The organism is Methylobacillus glycogenes JCM 2850, assembly GCF_000617925.1.
GTDB classification, from domain to species: domain Bacteria; phylum Pseudomonadota; class Gammaproteobacteria; order Burkholderiales; family Methylophilaceae; genus Methylobacillus; species Methylobacillus glycogenes.
Genome location: NZ_BAMT01000005.1, coordinates 50,216 through 70,156 on the forward strand (window position 1 = coordinate 50,216; position 19,941 = coordinate 70,156).

Annotated in this window: 16 protein-coding genes and 5 pseudogenes; 16 read left to right on the top strand and 5 right to left on the bottom strand. The window is 55.7% G+C overall.

Annotated features, from left to right (window positions below; translation table 11 throughout):
• Nucleotides 1–124 precede the first annotated feature (124 nt).
• Nucleotides 125–868: an SDR family oxidoreductase gene (locus JCM2850_RS08570; RefSeq protein ID WP_025871187.1), complete on the top strand. Its 744-nt coding sequence runs from the start codon at nucleotides 125–127 to the stop codon at nucleotides 866–868.
• Between the two features lie 44 nt (nucleotides 869–912).
• The gene (locus JCM2850_RS08575) at nucleotides 913–1,149 is read left to right on the top strand and encodes a DUF2798 domain-containing protein (protein WP_025871189.1); all 237 of its coding nucleotides are present in this window, start codon (nucleotides 913–915) and stop codon (nucleotides 1,147–1,149) included.
• On the opposite strand, the gene JCM2850_RS08580 is transcribed toward JCM2850_RS08575, so the two are convergent.
• Nucleotides 1,128–2,120, bottom strand: coding sequence for an AraC-like ligand-binding domain-containing protein (locus JCM2850_RS08580; RefSeq protein ID WP_036265843.1), 993 nt, complete (start codon nucleotides 2,118–2,120; stop codon nucleotides 1,128–1,130). The genes JCM2850_RS08575 and JCM2850_RS08580 overlap by 22 nt on opposite strands.
• A 194-nt stretch (nucleotides 2,121–2,314) precedes the next feature.
• Here JCM2850_RS08580 and JCM2850_RS08585 point away from each other — a divergent pair, with 194 nt between their 5' ends.
• A complete protein-coding gene (locus JCM2850_RS08585; protein WP_234406170.1) occupies nucleotides 2,315–2,887 on the top strand; it encodes a hypothetical protein in 573 nt (190 codons plus the stop codon).
• A 12-nt stretch (nucleotides 2,888–2,899) separates the two neighbouring features.
• Here JCM2850_RS08585 and JCM2850_RS08590 read toward each other — a convergent pair whose 3' ends face one another.
• Complete coding sequence (locus JCM2850_RS08590; protein WP_025871196.1) at nucleotides 2,900–3,892, bottom strand: 2-hydroxyacid dehydrogenase; 993 nt, start codon at nucleotides 3,890–3,892, stop codon at nucleotides 2,900–2,902.
• Between the two features lie 589 nt (nucleotides 3,893–4,481).
• Between JCM2850_RS08590 and JCM2850_RS23615 the strand changes: the two genes are divergently transcribed.
• Entirely contained in the window at nucleotides 4,482–6,053 is a 1,572-nt protein-coding gene (locus JCM2850_RS23615; RefSeq protein WP_025871199.1) for a methyl-accepting chemotaxis protein, read from the top strand.
• Between the two features lie 86 nt (nucleotides 6,054–6,139).
• Here JCM2850_RS23615 and JCM2850_RS18135 read toward each other — a convergent pair.
• Nucleotides 6,140–7,176, bottom strand: a pseudogene (locus JCM2850_RS18135) (NADP(H)-dependent aldo-keto reductase).
• Nucleotides 7,177–7,303: 127 nt separating this feature from the next.
• Between JCM2850_RS18135 and JCM2850_RS18140 the strand changes: the two are divergent.
• Nucleotides 7,304–8,031: pseudogene (locus tag JCM2850_RS18140) on the top strand (proteasome-type protease).
• Between the two features lie 9 nt (nucleotides 8,032–8,040).
• Here JCM2850_RS18140 and JCM2850_RS08610 read toward each other — a convergent pair.
• A complete protein-coding gene (locus tag JCM2850_RS08610; protein WP_025871201.1) occupies nucleotides 8,041–8,943 on the bottom strand; it encodes a LysR family transcriptional regulator in 903 nt (300 codons plus the stop codon).
• 160 nt (nucleotides 8,944–9,103) lie between these two features.
• Between JCM2850_RS08610 and JCM2850_RS18145 the strand changes: the two are divergent.
• The 8 genes and pseudogenes from JCM2850_RS18145 to JCM2850_RS08650 all read left to right on the top strand — a co-directional run bounded on the left by JCM2850_RS18145 (nucleotide 9,104) and on the right by JCM2850_RS08650 (nucleotide 16,144).
• A pseudogene (locus JCM2850_RS18145) lies at nucleotides 9,104–9,492 on the top strand (PACE efflux transporter).
• Between the two features lie 109 nt (nucleotides 9,493–9,601).
• Nucleotides 9,602–11,552: pseudogene (gene yoaA / locus JCM2850_RS18150) on the top strand (DNA repair helicase YoaA).
• The gene (gene tsaB, locus JCM2850_RS08625; protein ID WP_025871203.1) at nucleotides 11,549–12,256 is read left to right on the top strand and encodes a tRNA (adenosine(37)-N6)-threonylcarbamoyltransferase complex dimerization subunit type 1 TsaB; all 708 of its coding nucleotides are present in this window, start codon (nucleotides 11,549–11,551) and stop codon (nucleotides 12,254–12,256) included. Before yoaA ends, tsaB begins: the two are co-directional and overlap by 4 nt.
• Nucleotides 12,257–12,321: 65 nt before the next feature.
• Nucleotides 12,322–12,743 (top strand): annotated as a pseudogene (gene rimI, locus JCM2850_RS18155) (ribosomal protein S18-alanine N-acetyltransferase).
• The gene (locus tag JCM2850_RS24280; protein WP_025871204.1) at nucleotides 12,740–13,960 is read left to right on the top strand and encodes a uracil-DNA glycosylase; all 1,221 of its coding nucleotides are present in this window, start codon (nucleotides 12,740–12,742) and stop codon (nucleotides 13,958–13,960) included. Before rimI ends, JCM2850_RS24280 begins: the two are co-directional and overlap by 4 nt.
• A 115-nt stretch (nucleotides 13,961–14,075) precedes the next feature.
• Entirely contained in the window at nucleotides 14,076–14,669 is a 594-nt protein-coding gene (locus JCM2850_RS08640) for a LemA family protein (RefSeq protein ID WP_025871206.1), read from the top strand.
• Between the two features lie 62 nt (nucleotides 14,670–14,731).
• Nucleotides 14,732–15,613: a TPM domain-containing protein gene (locus JCM2850_RS08645; protein WP_051525348.1), complete on the top strand. Its 882-nt coding sequence runs from the start codon at nucleotides 14,732–14,734 to the stop codon at nucleotides 15,611–15,613.
• Nucleotides 15,614–15,634: 21 nt separating this feature from the next.
• A complete protein-coding gene (locus JCM2850_RS08650; protein WP_025871210.1) occupies nucleotides 15,635–16,144 on the top strand; it encodes a TPM domain-containing protein in 510 nt (169 codons plus the stop codon).
• Between the two features lie 99 nt (nucleotides 16,145–16,243).
• On the opposite strand, the gene JCM2850_RS08655 is transcribed toward JCM2850_RS08650, so the two are convergent.
• Nucleotides 16,244–16,774 (bottom strand): hypothetical protein, encoded by a 531-nt coding sequence (locus JCM2850_RS08655; RefSeq protein WP_025871212.1) that lies wholly within the window; start codon nucleotides 16,772–16,774, stop codon nucleotides 16,244–16,246.
• Nucleotides 16,775–17,060: 286 nt separating this feature from the next.
• On the opposite strand from JCM2850_RS08655, the gene JCM2850_RS08665 reads away from it, so the two are divergent.
• The 3 genes from JCM2850_RS08665 to JCM2850_RS08675 all read left to right on the top strand — a co-directional run bounded on the left by JCM2850_RS08665 (nucleotide 17,061) and on the right by JCM2850_RS08675 (nucleotide 19,905).
• Nucleotides 17,061–17,465, top strand: a complete 405-nt coding sequence (locus JCM2850_RS08665; protein ID WP_025871214.1) for a hypothetical protein — start codon at nucleotides 17,061–17,063, stop codon at nucleotides 17,463–17,465.
• Between the two features lie 74 nt (nucleotides 17,466–17,539).
• Entirely contained in the window at nucleotides 17,540–19,258 is a 1,719-nt protein-coding gene (locus JCM2850_RS08670; RefSeq protein WP_025871215.1) for a proline--tRNA ligase, read from the top strand.
• Entirely contained in the window at nucleotides 19,258–19,905 is a 648-nt protein-coding gene (locus JCM2850_RS08675) for a lytic transglycosylase domain-containing protein (RefSeq protein WP_088177745.1), read from the top strand. The genes JCM2850_RS08670 and JCM2850_RS08675 overlap by 1 nt, the downstream gene beginning before the upstream one ends.
• Nucleotides 19,906–19,941: the final 36 nt, after the last annotated feature.

The following is a 19,941-nucleotide window of genomic DNA, read 5'->3' on the forward strand; positions in this document are numbered from 1 at the left end:
TACTCCATGATTACTGAGGGTTGATACGAATATTATACCATTCGGTAAAAATATATTGACAGCACTAAATCAGTGGCTTTAATATTTAATTACCAATCGGTACATAAATTAACAGGAGATCAGCATGAGTCAATTTCAAGGCACAGTCGCTTTCATCACTGGCGGTAATCGCGGCATAGGTTTGGAGACCGCCAGAGAGCTAGGGCAACGTGGTATCAAGGTAGTGATAGGGGTGCGCGATCTGCCCAGGGGCGAGGCTGCCGTGGCTGAACTCAAGCGCCAGAATATAGAAGCCGAGGCCATACACTATGATGCCAGCCAGGCTGACAGCATTGCTGGCGTGGTGACGCATCTGCAAAAGCACTATGGCAAGCTGGATATCCTGGTCAACAATGCAGGTGTGCTGCGTGAAACCCTGATAGGCGGCAACCAGAGCAGCAGCGTCAGTCCTGCCGTACTGCGCGATACCTTCGAGATCAATTTCTTTGCGGTGATAGAGCTGACCCAGGCCTTGCTGCCCTTGATCCGCCAGTCTCCGGCTGGGCGTATCGTCAACCTCTCCAGCATCCTCGCTTCTCTCACCTTGCATAGCCAGGAAGACTCACCGATTGCCCAGGCCAAGAGTGTGGCTTACAACGCCTCCAAGACTGCCCTCAATGCCTATACCGTGCACTTGGCAGATGAACTCAAGGGCAGCGGCATCAAGGTCAACGCCGCGCATCCGGGTTGGGTCAAGACGGATCTGGGCGGAGAAAATGCCCCCATGGAAGTGGAAGGTAGCGGTAAAACCAGCGTGCAACTCGCCACCCTGGATGCCAATGGTGCCACTGGCGGCTTCTTCCACGATGGTCAGGCCTTGCCCTGGTAAGTCTTGCAACGCTTGCTACCTATCACTACCCATAGCCCTATGCCATGACCAGAAAAATACCTGCGCGTTACCGCAAACTGCTGTTTGCCGTGTTGATGTCCCTGACCACCTCGATGCTGGTATCGGCGGTGATTCTCTGGCGGCATGGGGTGACGGCGCAGGCATTTCCTGGCTTGTGGTGGCAGGCATTTACCACGGCCTGGCCTGTGGTGTTGATTGCCATACTGCTGATTGCGCCGCGCCTGGATAGGCTGCTTAATCAGCTGGTAGAGTCTGCTTGATGCTCATCTGCTTGAGCCTGCTGACGATAAGCGCGGGGTGAACTGCCAAAGGCCAGGTGAAAGCGGCGGCTGAAGTGCGCCAGATCATTAAAGCCCCAGTGCATGGCGATGGTGGAAATACTTTGCCCGCGCAGTGCTTGGCTGGCTAAATCCTGGCGGCATTTTTCCAGGCGACGCTGCCAAACATAACGCATCATGGCGCTACCTTCTTCCGCAAACAATGCATTGAGGTAGCGGCTGCTATAGCCTGTGCCCGCGGCGATCAAACTACTGTCTAGCTGGGTTTGGTGCAAATGCTGCTCAATAAACTGCTTGGCCATATACAGCGAGAGCGAGCGGCAACGCCCTATCACGGCGTCCTCAGGTTTGATGCTATTGAGTGCGGCGCTGATCAAATTCAGCGCCTGAGGTGCCAGCGCGGCAAAATCTGCCTGCTGCAAGCTACTTACATGGCGTGCCGCCGATTGCAGAAAACTCGAGCTGATAGCCCCCATGCCGTGCTGATGACTGATGGCACGTGCGGTGCAATGTTCCACCCCGGCCAGGGATTGGCGTAACAAGGTGCGCGGGATGGAAATGATCAGCTTGGAAAACGGCCCTGGGCACTGAATGCGGTGCGGGCGTGTAGCGTCATAAAGCGCGATATCGCCAGCTTGCAAAAATGTTTCCCGCCCTTGCTGCTCCAGCAAATATTGACCCGAAAGTAATACCACAGCGAAATAGGCATCCTGGCTGATCTTGTCGCATTCGCCCGCCTGGCGCTGTATCTGTATGCCGTTGGAGCTGATGATGGACAGCTGCAATGACTGCCAGGGATAGATACGCATTTCATTGAACAAGGGCAGCTTGCCGCTGGGGCTGACACTGACATGGGTATAAGACTCGGCGATAGCCTGCTGCAGCCAGGCACGGCGCTGGCTGGGCGGATGTTGGGCTGTGCTGAGTAATAGGCTGGGGGTGGCGCTGTCCATGGTGTAAACCTTTGGTGTAGACCTTTCAATGCCTGGGCTAATGCCTTGCATGAGCTGACAGCCATGTTAGCTAAAGGCAGTCCCGGGGTAAATTCGCAAACCACCGTTATAGACAAGTTTTACTGCTTTTCCAGACAAGTCGTCGCTGCACTAGCTGAGCATAATGGCGGCACACTTAGCATGGGAGCAATAACATGTCAGATACCAGCTTGGCCGGGCATGGTTCAGCCTCTGCAGCAGCGGCTGCCACATCGCATCACTCAACAGCGCAACATTCAACACTGCCGCATTCAACACTGCGTCCAGTGCAAACCCCGGGGGCAGAGCAGCACAATATTGTCATGCTGCGCGGGGCTTGTATGTGGATCATCATGGCCTTGATTCTGGCCTGGTGCATGGTAGGCCTCAACTTCGGTGTGCAATTGCCGGGTTTGCCCAGCCTGGCAGAGATTTTCCCCGGCAAACAGACGCGCATACTACAGGCGCATATCGATTTTCTCTTGATGTCGGCGCTGATACTGGGCTTTTACGCCGCACGCGTGGCCTTGCCTTGGCATGTGCGCTGGGCCATGGTGGTAGGGGCTTTCACCAATTCCAGCCTGTTTCTGCTGATGGCTATCTTCCCGGCGCTGGATAGCGCGGCACCACCGGTAGGCTTCTGGCCGCAGTTGTTTCAGTACTACCTGTTTGCCAGCCTGATCACCACCAGTTATGGCTTTGGCAAGGCTTCAGTGCTGATACTCAAACGCTGCGCCAGGCCAGTGTAAGCGGGTGCATGGCTAGCCTGGCTGCACCAGATTCTGCGGCTGACCACGCCGCCAGGCGGCAACATTCAGCAGCGTGGTGCTGGCAATCCCAGCCAGGGCCTCGCGCGTCAAAAATGCCTGATGCGCGGTGATGATGACATTGGGGAAGGTCAACAGTCTGGCCAATACATCATCCTGCAGCGGATAGTCGGAAAGATCAGAGAAGAACAAGTCTGCTTCTTCTTCATAGACATCCAGCCCCAAGTGGCCCAGATGGCCAGTTTTTAATGCCTCAATCACGGCGGGCGTGTCGACCAGGGCGCCGCGGCTGGTATTGATCAGCATGCTGCCTTTTTGCATCAGGGCCAGGGTCTGGGGGTTAATCAAATGATGCGTGGCCGGGCTTAGCGGACAGTGCAGGCTGACGATATGTGCTTGCGGAAACAACTGTTCCAGTGGCAGATACTCGGCCCCCAGTGCTATTACCTCAGGATTGGGGTAAGGGTCATAAGCCAGCAGCCTGCAACCAAAGCCCGCCATGATGCGGGCGAAAGCCGCGCCTATTTGCCCGGTGCCTATAATGCCCACCGTCTTGTTCACCAGATCAAAGCCAGTCAGCCCGCGCAGGCTGAAATCGCCTTCGCGGGTGCGGTTATAAGCTCGGTTGAGGTGACGGTTGAGCGCCAATATCAGTGCGATGGTGTGCTCGGCAATCGCGTGGGGCGAGTATGAGGGCACGTGCACCACGGCCAGCGCCAGGCGCTTGGCGGCTTCAAGATCAATATGGTTATAGCCTGCCGAGCGCAGTGCAATCAAACGTGTGCCGCCTGCGGCCAGCTTTTCCAGTACAGCTGCGGAAAGATCATCATTGATGAACGCACACACCACCTCGGCCCCTGCGGCGAGCACGGCGGTATCCACAGTCAGTTTGGGTTGCTGGAACACCAGCTCGCAGTCACTCAATGCGGGCTGCGAGAGAAAACTTTCACGGTCGTAGGCCTGGGTGCTGAAAAAAACGATTTGCATCAGTGCTCCTGAATGGGGGGATCAAGATAGCCAGCCACTGCAGGTATAAGCGCTAACAGGGCTGTAGACATGGACTATTAGAGCATCATTCAAGGGCAAGATGCTAGCCATGACATGATGCCAGTAAGACGCGCTAGGCTTGGGGATGTGAGTCTAAGAGGGTAAATCAAATAAATCCCTCCCAAAAGGGAGGGGAGTGTCAGGGAAATGTGCGGCGAATCAATTCGCTCGTATCGTTGTTGCTAAAAGGCGATTTTGCTGCTTCTACTAGTAATGACACGTGAGAAATAAAAAAGGACACCTCTAGGCTGAGGATTTTCGATAAGGCCATGTTAATAAAGTGCTTTTAATAATGACTTTAATTAGGTAAATTGCGCAGCCGCAGAACTAGTACTGGCGTCATCGAATTTACATAAATTTGTCACAATTATTGCCTACCATCATCACCTTGCCGCATTAGGCTTGCCTGATCTTGCACCCGCGTTAATCTAATAAGTTGCTGTAGAAATTAGCTGTACTAGTAATGAACTGTACTGGCAATGAACTGCATCTACCCGTCCTCCCTTGAGTCACGCAACACAACACCACCATGCAACTGAACAACTTATCTATTTCTACCCGTCTGGTCGGCCTCAGTGCCATCCTGTTGCTGGGTTCACTCATTCTAGGCCTGGTGGCCTGGAACTCGCTGAGCAGAACCAATGATTTATTGCAGCTCAGTCTGAGTCAGGCTGCTGCGGCTGAAGATGCGGTCAATACCGCGCGCAAGGCGCAGGTCACCTTCAAGATCCAGATTCAGGAATGGAAAAATATCCTGGTGCGCGGCCATGATGCCCAGGCTTTCAACAAATACAGAGATGCCTTCGCCAAAACCGGGCAGGAAACCCAGGATGAACTGGGCAGGCTGCAACAGCTTTTCAGCCAGCTAGGTCTGGACACGCCCAAGGTACAAGAAGCGCGGCAGGCCTTGAAGCAATTGCAAAGCAGCTATCTGCAGGCACTCAATGCCTATGACCAGCAGCGCCTGGACAGTACCCAAACCGTGGATGGCCTGGTCAAGGGCATGGATAGAGCACCCACGCAGCAGATAGATGAAATTGTGGCTTATGTAGGTGAGCACTCGGCGCGTATACGTGCAGAAAATCAGGCGGCTGCGCAGCAGCAGTACAGCCTGGCCTTGACCATCATGTTGCTGGCTTTGCTGGTGCTGATGGCCTTTGGTGCCAGCCTGACCTATTGGATTATCAGTGGAGTAACTCAACCCTTGCACAGCGCAATTGAAATTGCCAAGACTGTCGCCAGTGGCGATCTGACAGCGCAGATTGTGGTGCAATCCAGTGATGAAACCGGGCAGTTGCTGCAAGCACTCAAGGAAATGAACAATAGGCTGACCACCATCGTCAGCAAGGTGAGGCTGGGTACAGACACCATCGCTACAGGCTCCAGCGAAATTGCCAGCGGCAATCTCGACCTGTCGTCACGCACGGAAGAGCAAGCCAGTGCGCTGGAAGAAACCGCTTCTTCCATGGAGCAGATTACTTCCGCCGTAAAGCAGAATGCCGACAATGCCCGTCACGCCAATACTCTGGTGTCATCCTCGGCCGAAATTGCCGTGCGCGGCGGCAAGGTGGTGGCTCAGGTAGTGGCCACCATGGCGTCTATCAATGAAGCTTCACGTCGGGTGGAAGACATTATCTCGGTCATAGACGGCATTGCCTTCCAGACCAATATTCTGGCGCTGAATGCGGCGGTAGAAGCGGCGCGTGCGGGTGAGCATGGGCGAGGCTTTGCCGTGGTGGCTTCTGAAGTGCGCGGCCTGGCGCAGCGCTCGGCGGTGGCCGCCAAGGAAATCAAGGAATTGATCGCCAACTCAGTGGCACGCGTGGATACAGGCGAAAAGCTGGTGGAAGAAGCCGGGGCCACCATGCAGGAGATTGTGGATAGCGTAAAACGCGTCACTGGCATCATGAGCGAAATCAGCAATGCCAGCCAGGAGCAAAGCAGCGGCATAGATCAGGTCAATATTGCCATCACGCAGATGGATGAGGTGACGCAGCAGAATGCAGCCCTGGTAGAACAGGCCGCCGCTGCCGCCGCTTCATTGCAGGATCAGGCAGATCAACTGGCGCAGACCGTGGCCTGGTTCAAGGTGCCCAACTGATGTAGCAGCGCTGCAACTAGGCTTGCTGGTTAAATAAAAATGGGCGCTACAGCGCCCATTTTTTATTAGCTGATGCTAGCTTGCGCTTAAGGCGCAGGGTTCATATAGCGCAAATGTATTGCTTCTATCTCTTGCAGAATTTCGGCAGACAAAGGCTTTTGCCAGGCCTGAATATTCTCTTGCAACTGCAACATGCTGGTGGCCCCAATAATCGTGCTGGTAACAAACCAGCGGTGGTAAACAAAGGATAGCGCCAGCTGCGCCGGGCTCATGCCATGCTTGTGTGCCAAGGCAGCGTAAGCGGCAGTGGCAGGCTGCACATTGGGCTTGGTGTAGCGCTGGGCATAACCGGGGAAGAGATTGACCCGGCCCTGGGCTTGCGGGTCGCAATATATTTGCCACTCAGATGACCAAAGGCCATGGGCGAGTATGCTGTCAGGCTCACCTGCTCACGGTAGATCAACTCGGTCATGCCAAACTCGAAACCACGGTTAAGCAGGCTATAGCTGTTCTGGATGGAGGCGATACGCGGCAGGTCATATTCCTTGGCCACGCGCAGGAACTCCATGACACCCCACGGTTGTTCATTTGAAACACCAACGTAGCGTACCTTGCCTTCCTGCACCAGTTCCGCCAGCACTTCCAGTTGGGTTTGTATGCTCACCCATTGCTTTTCCTTGCTCGGGTCGAACTGGTACTGGCCAAAGATAGGCACATTTCTTTCTGGCCAATGAATTTGGTAGAGATCGAGGTAATCGGTCTGCAAGCGCTTCAGCGAGCCTTCAATTGCGCTGCGTACATTGTCTCTATCGACGGCGGTAGGCCCACCACGTATCCATTCCAGCTTGCGGTTACCGCCGGAAACCTTGCTCGCCAGTATCACCTTGTCGCGCGGCTGGCGCTTGAGCCAGGTGCCTATGATGCTTTCGGTACGGGTGAAGGTATCGGCCTTGGGCGGCACCGGATACATTTCGGCGGTATCAATGAAATTAATGCCCTGAGCCAGGGCGTAGTCCAGTTGTTCATGACCTTGTGCTTCGGTGTTCTGGTCGCCAAAAGTCATGGTGCCCAGGCAGATGGCGGAAACCTTGAGGTCGGATTGACCGAGATTGCGATATTCCATGGCGCGTGTTCTTCAAGACAAAAGAACAAGTGTACTGCAAGCCGATGGCTTTCGTATTGTCGAGCTGAGTGCTGCTAGGTATGATGAAAGCCATTATTCAACTTGTCTTCAACTCGCAGATACCCGCATGACTTACTGTGTTGCCTTACTGTTAGACCAGGGCCTGGTGCTGGCCTCGGATACCCGCACCAATGCAGGTGTAGATCATGTGGCAGTTTTCCCCAAGATGAATGTGTTTGAAGTCAGGGGCGAGCGCGTGATTACGCTGATGAGTGCAGGCAATCTTGCCATCACTCAGGCAGTGATCAACCGCCTGCGCGATGCCATCAAGCGTGATGACGGTGAGCACCTGCACAATGTGGCCAATCTGTTTGATGCCGCCAGATTGATAGGCGAGCAACTGCGTGTGGTCTACGAGCTGGATAACGAGCACCTGAAAAACCACAACACCGAATTCAATGCCAGCATTCTGGTGGGCGGCCAGATCAAGGGTGAAGCGCCGCGTTTGTTTTCCATCTATGCCGCAGGCAACTTTATTGAAGCCAGCCAGGAAACGCCGTATTTCCAGATTGGTGAAACCAAGTACGGCAAACCCATCATAGACCGCGTAGTCAGCCACGATAGCGACATTATGGAAGTGGTGAAGTGTGTGCTGATTTCATTTGATTCCACCATACGCAGCAATATCTCGGTGGCACCGCCCATTGATATTCTTATCTACCGCAGTGATAGCCTGCATGCCGATTGCAAGCAGCGCATCACCGAGCATGACGCCTATTACGCCAGCATACGTCAGGCTGGTCAGACGGTTTGCGCCAGGTATTTGCCGGCCTGCCTAACCCAGATTGGTGTTGATCTTTAGCCTTAAGCGCTTTTCCAGGCGTCATGGCTACCCTGCTGCAGCAGGGCAATAAAACGGCTGGCCCCTAGCCCCAGCGGGCGTTCCCGGCTCCACACCATATCTACCCACAGCCTTAACTGGTTGCTCATATTTTCCAGGCTTAACACATGTAGCGCGCCGCTTTTGACCAGCGGCGTCACCAGGCCTTGCGGCAGGAAGGCCCAACCCAAGCCGGCTTGCACCAGCGCCAAACTGGCGAGGTGGCTATCGGTACGCCATATCTGCCTAGCTATGCGCAAACGCGGGTCATGATGCTCATCCCCACGGCTGGCAATGACGATTTGCCTGCTGTTCAGAAGGTCACTATCTCTGAGTAATTGCGTGGATTGCTGCAAGGGGTGCCCGGGGGCAACCACCGCCAGCAGGATTTCGCTGCTGAGCTCCTGAAAGGCCTCGCGCTCATCGGCAGCCGGGCGTTCAAACACCAGCGCCAGTTGCACACAGCCTTCATGCAGCATGCGCAGTGCATCGGCTTGAGGTGCAGATAATACTTCCACCTCCAGCGCAGGAAACTCAGAGGCGAGCTTGGCCAAAGGCTGGTTCCAGGGACCATAAAGCAGCTCAGGCGCGATGGCGATGCTGAGTCGCTGCTCCAGGCCCTGATGCAAGCTTAAAGCATGGGCCTGCAATTGCCGCATCTGGCTGGCGACTTGCCGGGCTTGCGGCTCCAAAGCACGTGCCGCCTCGGTGGGGCGTGGTTCACGTCCGCTGCGGTCAAACAATACCAAGTCCAGCTCAGCCTCAAGCTGGGCAATGGTCATGCTCACTGCCGAAGGCACTTTACCAAGCTGGCGCGCAGCGGCAGAGAAAGAGCCATGATCGAGCACGGCCAGTAAGACTTTGAGGTTGTCGCTACTAAATGCCATCGGTAAGTTTTGAATATCATCTGTCAAAAATATTGATAGATACTAACTTTTTATATCAGGATATGCCAAATAAAATGCCTACCATTGACTAAGTTGGGAGAGCATCATGCAAGGCATCAAGCGCAAGCTGGTTTATGTCAGTTTCTATGAAATGTTTGCCATGTTATTCACCAGCATAGGGCTGGCCTTGTTTTCAGGCCAATCCCTGGCGCATGCGGGGGTGGCTGGCGTGGCTTCCTCGCTGGTGGCCCTGGTGTGGAACCTCATTTACAACACCATGTTTGAAGCCTGGGAAGCCAAACAAGCCGAGGCGGGACGTAGTATCAAGCGCCGCATTGCCCATGCGCTGGGTTTTGAACTGGGGCTGGTGATCACGCTGGTGCCTTGTTTGCCTGGTGGCTGCAAGTGAGCTGGTGGCAGGCGCTGGTGATGGATGCCGGGCTGATTGTGTTTTTCCTGATCTATACCTATTTATTCAATTTGGTCTTTGACCATCTATTCGGCTTGCCAGCCTCGGCGCAGCCGCGTAAGCCAGCACTTGCTCACTAAGCCAACTATGGGATGTAGCCCATGGCTTAGTGCATGAACGCAGCGGGGAAACTGCGGGCAACTCCAGTATAATGGCGGGGTATTTTCCTCCCGATTTGAAAGCCCCCGCTTGAGCGACCTCAGTAGCGATCTGCAGCACGTGTTTTCCGCGCAAGGCCCCCTGGCTGAAACCATCCCTGGTTATCGCTCGCGGGTGCAGCAGCAGGAAATGGCCCTGGCCATTGCTGAAGCCATCAAGGGCAATCGCCAGTTGGTGGCCGAGGCGGGCACAGGCACAGGCAAGACCTTTGCCTATCTGGTGCCCGCTTTGCTCTCTGGCGGCAAGGTGATTATTTCCACTGGCACCAAAACCCTGCAGGATCAGCTTTATAACCGCGATTTGCCCGCAGTGCGCGATGCACTCAAGGTGCCTGTGACCGTGGCCATGCTCAAGGGCAGATCCAACTATGTCTGCCACTTCCATTTGCAGCGTGCCATGAGCGAGGGCAAGTTTTTCTCGCGCGAAGATGCCACTTATGTGCACAAAATCCAGGCCTTTGCCGAAAACAGCGCCACCGGAGACAAGAGCGAGCTGACCGCCGTGCCGGAAAGCGCCACCATTTGGCCCGCCGTGACCTCAACGCGCGATAACTGCATGGGTCAGGAATGCGCACATTACAAAGAGTGCTTTGTGATGGAGGCGCGCAAACGCGCACTGGCCGCCGATGTGGTGGTGGTTAACCATCATTTGTTCTTTGCCGATGTCATGCTGCGCGATGAGGGTGTGGCCGAATTATTGCCCTCGGCCAATACCGTGATTTTTGACGAGGCCCATCAGTTGCCTGCAGTGGCAGGGGCTTTCTTTGGTGAAGGCTATTCCACCACCCAGTTGATGGAGCTGGCGCGCGATGCGCACACCGAATACATCACCAGCATCAAGGACTGCACCGCCTTGCCCGAGGCCACGGCTGCGCTGGAAAAAGCCGTGCGCGATTTCCGCCTGATTTTTGCCTATGAAGGCGCACGCCTGCCAGTACAAAAGGCCTTGGCCTTGCGCAATTTCGAGAGCGCTTATGTCTTGATGCAGGAAAAACTCGCCGCCCTGGATGCCATACTGGAAACCCAGGCCGCGCGTGAGCCTGCGGTGGAAAACTGCTGGCAGCGTGCCCAAGCCCTTAAAGTCATGCTGCAACGCTGGCTATCGGCCGAAGACCCCAACCTGGTGCGTTGGTAGAAGTGTTTACGCAGTCAGTTCAGCTGCATGCCACGCCATTGTCGGTGGCCGCTGGCTTCAGCAAGCAGCTTAACGCCCAGCCACGCGCTTGGGTGTTTACCTCGGCCACGCTGGCGGTTAAGAGTGATTTCAGCCATTACCTGACGCAAATGGGCCTAGAGCAAGCCAGCACAGGTTACTGGAACAGCCCCTTCGATTATGGCAGTCAGGGTTTGTTCTATGTGCCGCAAGGCATGCCTGAGCCCAATAGCGCAGGCTATGCCGCCGCAGTGGCTGCGATGGCCTTGCCTGTGATCAAGGCCAGTCGGGGCCGGGCTTTTGTGCTCTGCACCAGCCTGCGCGCCATGCGCGAACTGCATGCCCTGCTTAAGGACGCCATGGAAACCGAAGGCCTGGATTATCCCATTCTGCTGCAAGGCGATACCGCGCGTAGCGAGTTGTTGGATCGCTTCCGCCGCCTGGGCAATGCCGTGCTGGTAGGCTCGCAGAGTTTCTGGGAAGGCGTGGATGTGCGTGGCGAAGCCTTGTCTGCGGTCATCATAGACAAGCTGCCGTTTGCGCCGCCGGATGACCCGGTACTGGCCGCGCGCATAGATAAAATGAATGCCGAAGCAAGAACGCCTTTATGGAATACCAGCTGCCTTATGCCGTGATTACCCTCAAGCAGGGCGCAGGGCGCTTGATCCGTGATGAGGCTGACAGAGGCGTGCTGATGATTTGTGACCCGCGCCTGATCAGCAAGCCTTATGGCCGCCGCATCTGGCAGAGCCTGCCCCCCATGCGCCGGACGCGTGAGGTGGCAGATGTAGTAGAATTCTTTGCACCCCCACAGTCTGACCCAGCATGAAAATCCTCGCCCTAGATACCTCCACCGAATACCTCTCGCTTGCGCTGGCACTAGATGGCCAGTTCTATGGCCGTGAACTGCTGGCGGGGCAAACCCATTCCCAGCGCATACTGCCTTTGTTGCGTGAATTGCTCGATGAAGCGGATATTGAACTGATGGATCTGGACGGCATTGCCTTTGGTGCCGGGCCAGGCTCGTTCACTGGTTTGCGCATAGGCTGTGGCGTGGCCCAGGGCCTAGCATTTGGTGCAAACTTACCTGTGGTGGGTGTCAGCACCTTGCTGGCGCTGGCCGAAGATGCAGGCGATGCCCAGCAAGTGATTGCCTGTCTGGATGCGCGTATGGGCGAGGTGTATCACGCGGCCTATCGTCGGCAGGCAGGCGGCTGGCAAGAGGTGCTGGCCCCTGGCCTGTATGCGCCAGAATCTGTACCTATAGTGCCGCAACAGGATGGACTAGCGGCTGACTGGGTAGGCATAGGCAGTGGCTGGAAAACCTATGCTGATAGCTTGCAACAACAGTATGCAGCGCATGTGCAGCAGATATTGCCGGATGCCTACCCGCGCGCTGCCGCCATCGCCAAGCTGGCGCTGCCAAGGTTTGCTGCGGGTGAGGCACGTCCGGCAGCAGAGGCAGCGCCCGTGTATATCCGTAACAAGGTGGCCATGACCACCAGTGAACGGCAAAAAGGTCAGGCCGCATGAGTAGCGCAAACAGGTTGGCAACATCCTCACTTTCAGCGCAACTGCATCCTGCGCAGGCCAGGCCCATGCAGATGGAAGACTTGCCTGCGATTGCCCGTATAGAGCCCACTATCTTTCCCTATCCCTGGACCCTGGGTAATTTCCGCGACTCACTGAATTCTGGCTATAGCTGCTGGGTATTTGAACAAAATAGCCAGATCATGGGCTATGCCGTGCTAATGATGGTGCTGGATGAAGCGCACTTGCTCAATATCAGCGTGGCCTTGCCCTGGCAGGGCAAAGGCTATGGCCGTGCCTTGCTGCAACATATGATGGAGATTGGCCGCAGGCATGGCGGTGCCAATATGTTTCTGGAAGTGCGACCATCCAACACCGCCGCGATTGCGCTTTACGAAAGCCAGGCTTTAATGAAATGGCCATACGCCGTGGCTACTATCCTGCCGCCAATGGCCGTGAAGACGCCGTATTGATGGGAGCAGCCTTATGAGTGCCTTGCCGGAAGACAAGCGCCGCGAAGACATTCTGCGCGAACTGGAGCTACTGCCAGTATGGCGCCAGCGTGATGTTGCCACTGTGCTACAGGTGGCGGCTGCTGAGAAAACCATAGCCGTCGCGCCCAGCAGTGCTGGCGCAGTTCTGCCGCACAGTGAGCCGAAGAGTGAGCCTGCATTCAATACAACCGATACCCACGCAGCCGCAACCGAACAGGGCAGCGCGCCTGCGGCTTTGGTCATAGCCAGTGCTGAGGAAGCAGCGCCTCTGCTTGTATCTGCTGAAGATTCGTCCGCAGAGGCCTTATTTGCAGAAGCTAGGCCTGCAGAAGCTAGGCCTGCAGAAACTTCCCTGCAAGTTGCCGAGCCGCATGTCCCAACACCCACTGCCGCAGTGGTCGCTATAGCTGATGATGACCAGATTGAAGTCAGCCCAGGCGCAACAGCGCCCGCTGTCGTTACCCCGCAAGCCCAGGCTGACTACGCAGGCGATGAGCATGCGGCCGAGCGCGAATATTACGCCGCCAGCCCTACGGCCTGGATGGAATATGCCGAAAGTGTGGAGCCAGACTGGTATAGCCAGGAAGAGCTGGCTGCGGCGACGCCAGACAGACGTGCCGAGATCATGGGCATGAGCTGGCAGGCCTTGCAGCAAAATGTGGCAGGCTGCCAAGCTTGCCAACTGCACAGCACCCGCACGCAAACCGTATTTGGCGTGGGCGATCCGCAGGCCGAGTGGCTGTTGGTTGGTGAAGCGCCAGGCGCTGAAGAAGACAGGCGCGGTGAGCCTTTTGTCGGCCAGGCTGGCAAGCTGCTGGATAATATGTTGGCGGCGATACAACTCAAGCGCGGCGAAAATGTCTATATCGCCAATGTGCTGAAATGCCGCCCGCCTGCCAACCGTGATCCGCAGGGTGAGGAAGTCCAGCAATGTGACCCTTACCTCAAACGGCAGGTGGAATTGATCAAGCCCAAACTGATAGTGGCACTGGGCAAGTTTGCGGCGCAATCGCTATTGCAGAGTGAGGGCAGCATTGCCAGCTTGCGCGGTGGTTTGCATGATTTTCATGGGGTGCCAGTGATCGTTACCTATCACCCGGCCTATCTACTGCGCAACCTGCCGGATAAAGCCCGCGCCTGGGAAGATTTATGCTTTGCGCGTGACACCATGCGCGGCTTGCAATCGCAGCAGGCAGCCCCATCTTCGCTCTAGATTTGTCAGTAGTGCTAGGTTTTAGTCTAGCTGTGCTTAAATCAGCCGCAGCTAGATATGAATATATCAATCAATATATTAATCAATACTTGTTCATCAATTTGGAGACAATGAAATGCAAAAAATCTGGTTAAAGCTGGCGGCAGTGATGCTGGCATTGAGCTTGAGTGGCTGTGGCTATAACACCTTCCAGGCGCTGGATGAGCAGGTCAATGCCGATTGGTCTGAAGTGCTGAACCAATATCAGCGTCGTGCCGATCTGGTGCCTAATCTGGTCAATACCGTCAAGGGTTATGCCTCGCATGAGAAAGAAGTGCTGACACAAGTGGCCGATGCACGCTCCAAGGTGGGCAGCATTCAAGCCACCCCAGAACTGATCAACGATGAGCAGGCGTTTGCACGCTTCCAGGCTGCGCAAGGTCAAATGACCTCGGCTTTGTCACGCTTGATGGCCGTGGCAGAAAACTATCCGCAGCTCAAGGCAGATGCCAACTTCCGCGATCTGCAAGCACAGCTGGAAGGTACGGAAAACCGCGTGACCGTGGCGCGTAACCGCTATATCAAATCGGTACAGGCTTATAACACCACCATACGCCAGTTCCCCAACAACATGACCGCGAAGATGTTTGACTACAAGGCCAAGCCTAACTTCTCGGTCGAGAACGAGCGCGAAATCTCCAAGGCACCTGCTGTTAGCTTCGATAAGTAAGCCGCATGCCTAGTGTTAGCCTCAGCGCGCTTACTCGCTGGCCCTTGAGCGGGCTAGCCACCATGCTTGACCCTAGGCTAGACCTGAGGCGCATCGTCTTTAGTCTGTTGCTGCTGTGCAGTCTGGCGCTTAGCCTGCTGCTGCCTGCCATGGTGCAGGCTGAAGATGAGGTGGCGGTGCCCAAGCTGACCGCCCGCGTCACAGACCTGACGGGCAGCCTGAGCCAGCAGGATCAAGCCGCACTGGAAAGTCATCTGGCCCAGCTGGAGCAACAGAAGGGCAGCCAGATAGCAATTTTGCTGGTGCCCACCACACAACCAGAAACCGTGGAGCAATATGCGCTGCGCGTGGCGGAAGCGTGGAAGCTGGGGCGCGGCAAGGTTGATGATGGCGTGCTGATTCTACTGGCCAAGAATGATCGCAAGATGCGCATAGAAGTAGGCTATGGCCTGGAAGGTGCCATTCCTGATGTGGTTGCCAAGCGCATCATTGCCGAAGTCATGGCCCCGGCCTTCCGCAAGGGTGATTTCGCTGGTGGCCTGGCCGCAGCGGTCGATACCCTGGCGCGGCTGGTGGATGGCGAGCAATTGCCACCCCCGCCTGCGCGGCAGAACAAACCTCAGGACGAAGGCAGCCTGGGCGAAATGCTGCCCTTGTTGCTGTTTGGTGGCTTGATCGTCGGCGGCGTGCTCAGGTCTATCTTCGGTAGCTTCCTCGGTGGCTCTATCAATGGTGGCCTCATCGGTCTGGCGGTATTTCTGCTGGGTGGCGGCTTGCTGTTTGCGCTGGTGCTGGGCGTCATGGCCTTTATCTTCACCATGAGCGGCGGTTTTGGCCTGCCCATGGGCATAGGCGGTGGAGGGTTTGGCGGCGGTAGTGGCGGCGGCGGATTCTCGGGTGGTGGTGGCTCTTTTGGTGGCGGCGGCGCTTCCGGTGATTGGTAAAGAGAGGCGACGGGTAAGGATATGAAGAAACGCAATACGTTGATGCGCCTGTTCAGCCATCTGTTCAGCACGCCCTGGCATGTGCGGCGGCATTTCACCAAAACCGCGCTGCACAATATAGAGCAGGCGATTGCCGCCAGCGAGCGCCAACACAATGGCGAGATACGCTTTGTGGTGGAAGGTGATTTACATCCGCTGGCTATTTTGCGCGGCGTCACGCCCAGGCAGCGGGCCATCAGCCTGTTTTCGCAACTGGGCATCTGGGATACCGAGCAAAACAACGGTGTGCTGATTTACCTCTTGCTGGCAGATCATGATGTTGAAATTCTCGCGGATCGCGGTATCAACCGCCATCTGGGTCAGCATGGTTGGGAAAGCATCTGCAAGGCCATGGAAGCGGAGTTCCGCCAGGGCCGCTTCGAGCAAGGTGTGATCCATGGCATTAATGAGATCGGTCACTCGCTAGCGCAGTATTTCCCCGCAACCGCAGACGATACCAACGAGCTAAGCAACAAGCCCATCGTGCTTTAAAGGGTAAAGTTGATGAAACTATGGCCTGCTCGCGACGTGATCGCGGCAGGCCATAGTTTTTAGAGCGGTAGCTTAGGTTGGCAAAGCTGGATGCTGAGTTTAGGTGTAGTTCAGGACTTCGCCGCGCAAGGTGTAACTTGCCACCCGACAGGCTTCCACAATCGGGCGCCAGGCGCGACCATAAATTTCGCTACAGGGCACATGGTCGATATTGTGTTTCATCTCGGCAGGCTCGGGTGCCAACAGGGTATTGGCAGCTTCCAATTGAGAGAAGATAATCATGACTTGTTCTACTGCCGTGATCGTGCCCAGGTTATGGATGGGAATTGCATGCAATGCCATTTCCAGCCGTCCCAGCTTGTTGCGGTTGAACTCGCGCATCTGCCGGGTTTCATTCTTGTAAGGATTGCTGCGCAACTGTTCAATATTGTGCAGGGTCAAAAAGATGTCATACGCCAGTTTGTGCGTCACCGACATCAAGCGCTTGGAGTAACCACGCTGCTCCATGCTGCGACGGCGGGTATCAACATAGTTCTGCCAGGCAGAAATACCGATGGCAGCAAAAATGGCAACGATGGAGCCTATGGCCTGAACCCAGGCGGCCCAGTCTGAAGTAGTATGTTCTGTCATGTGCTAGCGTTAAAATTGAAGCGGTTGAATAAACTCATGCGGCATAAGGGTATAACAGTTTGCTGTGGTTGTGGGATTTGTGGGCCAAATCGAAAGTACTGCTGACCAAATCAAGCAACCGCATGTTAAGGATGATGACAAGGTGATCGCGGCTTAAGTGTGATCACCCTGTCGCTAAAGCGGGCCGGGCCAAAAGCCTAGCCTTCTTGGCGTAGCCAGGCCAGTGTTCATTGTGCTGGCTTACGCGTTTTTGTAGATGGATACCATCCAGAGAAAGGCACTAATCATGAAAGCCTTGTTTAGAGGTAATGTCATTCGTGGCATGCGTCTGGTCGGCGTGTATGAAGACCAGGATCAAGCAGCCATCGATCACTATATGAACCAGCTGGACGATCCGCTGGCCAACAATCAGGACAGGCTGTTCCATCAGTTTGTCGACCTGACCCCCTCCTCGCATGCGGCGCAATATGGCGAAATTCCACCCGCATCACGCACCATACTAGTGTCGGGTAGCCTGACCCGTGGTGTCATCGCCCGTGGCCCCTTCCCAGCGCGTTCAATTGCGCTGGGCTATGCCGTCAATCTGAGCTTTGGCCAAAGCACCAATTACTACGTGATTGATCTTGAGCCGGAATATGCCGAATTGCGCGATAGCCTTTACGGCCTAGTGGAAACGGCGGCGGTCGCCTAGCCACAGGCTGGGCATGACGCGATGCACGTTTCCCTATAAAATCCGCAGCTTCCGAGATTTTAAAGACTATCCCCATGCGTGCATCACAGTTTTTTATTGCCACCCAAAAAGAAGCGCCCCAGGAAGCGGAGCTGATCAGTCATAAGCTCATGCTGCGTGCCGGCCTGATCAAGCGCCTGGGCTCCGGCCTTTATAGCTGGATGCCGCTGGGGCTGCGCGTGCTGCGCAAGGTTGAGGCCGTGGTGCGTGAAGAAATGAACAATGCCGGGGCGCTGGAATTGCTGATGCCTGCGGTGCAGCCCAAGGAATTGTGGGAAGAAACCGGGCGCTGGGCAGTATTTGGCCCGCAAATGCTCAAGATCCGCGACCGCCATGAACGTGACTTCTGTTTTGGCCCTACCCATGAGGAAGTTATTACCGATCTGGCACGCCGCGAGATTCGCTCCTACAAGCAGTTGCCACTGAATTTCTACCAAATTCAAACCAAATTCCGCGATGAAATACGCCCACGTTTTGGCGTGATGCGCGCGCGTGAATTCATGATGAAGGATGCTTACTCCTTCCATACCAGCCTGGAATCTCTGGAGCAAACCTACCAGACCATGTACCAGGCCTATAGCAATGTCTTCAACCGCCTGGGCCTGAAATTCCGCGCCGTACGTGCCGATACTGGTGCCATAGGTGGCGATGGCTCGCATGAGTTCCATGTGCTGGCCGACTCCGGTGAAGATGCCCTGGCTTATAGCGAAGATTCTGACTTTGCCGCCAACGTTGAATTGGCCGAGGCCGTGGCACCTGCAGGTAGCCGTGCTGCCGCCAGTGAAGCGCTGCGCGAGGTGGATACGCCCAAGCAGACCAGCTGCGAAGCCGTGGCTGAACTGCTGGGCATACCGCTGAGCAAGACCGTGAAATCGATTGCGCTGATTGCAACGGATGAAGCAGGTCAGACCAGCTTCTACCTGTTGCTGCTGCGTGGCGACCACAACCTGAACGAAATCAAGGCTGCCAAGGTGGCAGGCCTGAGCAATTTCCGCTTTGCCACAGAAGAAGAAATCCGTGATCACCTCAATTGCCCACCAGGCTTTATTGGCCCGGTCGGTGTTTCCGAGCGCGTGCATCTGGTAGCAGATCGCAGCGTGGCGGCATTGCACGACTTTGTCTGTGGCGCTAACAAGCCCAAGTTCCACCTGGCGGGTGTGAACTTTGGCCGTGACCTGCCCGAGCCTTTGGTGGCGGATATCCGCAATGTGGTAGAGGGCGACCCTAGCCCGGATGGCAAGGGCAGCATCAGCCTGTGCCGTGGTATCGAAGTGGGTCATATCTTCCAGCTGCGCACCAAGTATGCGGCGGCTATGGATGCGAGCTATCTGGATGAAAACGGCCAGAAGCAAATCATGGAAATGGGCTGCTACGGCATAGGTGTATCGCGCATTATCGGCGCTGCGATTGAGCAAGGCCATGATGAGCGCGGCATTATCTTCCCCACCGCCATGGCACCGTTCAGCGTGGCGATTGCCCCCATAGGCTATGACAAGAGCGAGGCGGTGCAAGAGGCCGCGCACGCGCTTTACGCCGAATTGCAGGCTGCGGGTGTGGATGTACTGCTGGATGACAGAGGTGAGCGCCCAGGCGTGATGTTTGCCGATATGGAACTGATAGGCATCCCACACCGTATTGTGATTGGCGATAGAGGCCTGAAAGAGGGTCAGGTGGAATACCAGGCGCGTACGGACAGTGCCGCCCGCAACCTGGCGATTGCTGACGTGGTAGGCGTGATTCAGCAGGCGCTCTGATGCGCAGCCTGACGCTGTTACTGAGAGGGTGGCTAGCGCTGGCAGGTATTGCCCTGGCAGTGCTGAGCATCAATGGCACTGCCCTCGCAGGCGGGCAACGCGAGGAACCGCTCTCCAACAGCGTCAAAGCGCTAATGCAGCGCTCCATCAGCGATAGCGCAGCACCACGGCTGGTGTTTGCCAGTGCCGAGGAAGGTACGCTGTGGATGACAGCCATGTCACAGCGCCTGAAGTCGCGCATGCCGGATGACAGAATGCGTGAAGATTTTTTGCGTACCGTCAATTACGAGGCTGCGCGTGCGGGGCTGGACCCGCAACTGGTGCTGGCCTTGATTCAGGTAGAGAGCGCCTTCAAGAAATACGCGGTGTCTTCAGTGGGTGCACGCGGCTTTATGCAGGTCATGCCGTTCTGGGTCAAAAGCATAGGCAACAGCGAGCACAATCTGTTTCATATGCGCCTCAATCTGCGTTATGGCTGCACTATCCTGCGGCATTATCTGGATATAGAAAGTGGCGATCTCTACCGTGCCCTGGGGCGTTATAACGGCAGCCTGGGCCAGCCGCAATATCCCAATCTGGTGGTCAATGCCTGGAAGAAAAACTGGACCTACCAAATGCCTTTACGTCCTGTCAGTGCCAGCCAATAGCCTTGCTGTTTGAGGCGGCATACCCCTACATATCTA

Coding starts and splice junctions, on each gene's coding strand:
- JCM2850_RS08570 (WP_025871187.1), top strand. CDS start 125: ATGAGTCAATTTCAAGGCACAGTCGCTTTCATCACTGGCGGTAATCGC.
- JCM2850_RS08575 (WP_025871189.1), top strand. CDS start 913: ATGACCAGAAAAATACCTGCGCGTTACCGCAAACTGCTGTTTGCCGTG.
- JCM2850_RS08580 (WP_036265843.1), bottom strand. CDS start 2,120: ATGGACAGCGCCACCCCCAGCCTATTACTCAGCACAGCCCAACATCCG.
- JCM2850_RS08585 (WP_234406170.1), top strand. CDS start 2,315: ATGTCAGATACCAGCTTGGCCGGGCATGGTTCAGCCTCTGCAGCAGCG.
- JCM2850_RS08590 (WP_025871196.1), bottom strand. CDS start 3,892: ATGCAAATCGTTTTTTTCAGCACCCAGGCCTACGACCGTGAAAGTTTT.
- JCM2850_RS23615 (WP_025871199.1), top strand. CDS start 4,482: ATGCAACTGAACAACTTATCTATTTCTACCCGTCTGGTCGGCCTCAGT.
- JCM2850_RS08610 (WP_025871201.1), bottom strand. CDS start 8,943: ATGGCATTTAGTAGCGACAACCTCAAAGTCTTACTGGCCGTGCTCGAT.
- tsaB (WP_025871203.1), top strand. CDS start 11,549: ATGAAAATCCTCGCCCTAGATACCTCCACCGAATACCTCTCGCTTGCG.
- JCM2850_RS24280 (WP_025871204.1), top strand. CDS start 12,740: ATGAGTGCCTTGCCGGAAGACAAGCGCCGCGAAGACATTCTGCGCGAA.
- JCM2850_RS08640 (WP_025871206.1), top strand. CDS start 14,076: ATGCAAAAAATCTGGTTAAAGCTGGCGGCAGTGATGCTGGCATTGAGC.
- JCM2850_RS08645 (WP_051525348.1), top strand. CDS start 14,732: ATGCTTGACCCTAGGCTAGACCTGAGGCGCATCGTCTTTAGTCTGTTG.
- JCM2850_RS08650 (WP_025871210.1), top strand. CDS start 15,635: ATGAAGAAACGCAATACGTTGATGCGCCTGTTCAGCCATCTGTTCAGC.
- JCM2850_RS08655 (WP_025871212.1), bottom strand. CDS start 16,774: ATGACAGAACATACTACTTCAGACTGGGCCGCCTGGGTTCAGGCCATA.
- JCM2850_RS08665 (WP_025871214.1), top strand. CDS start 17,061: ATGAAAGCCTTGTTTAGAGGTAATGTCATTCGTGGCATGCGTCTGGTC.
- JCM2850_RS08670 (WP_025871215.1), top strand. CDS start 17,540: ATGCGTGCATCACAGTTTTTTATTGCCACCCAAAAAGAAGCGCCCCAG.
- JCM2850_RS08675 (WP_088177745.1), top strand. CDS start 19,258: ATGCGCAGCCTGACGCTGTTACTGAGAGGGTGGCTAGCGCTGGCAGGT.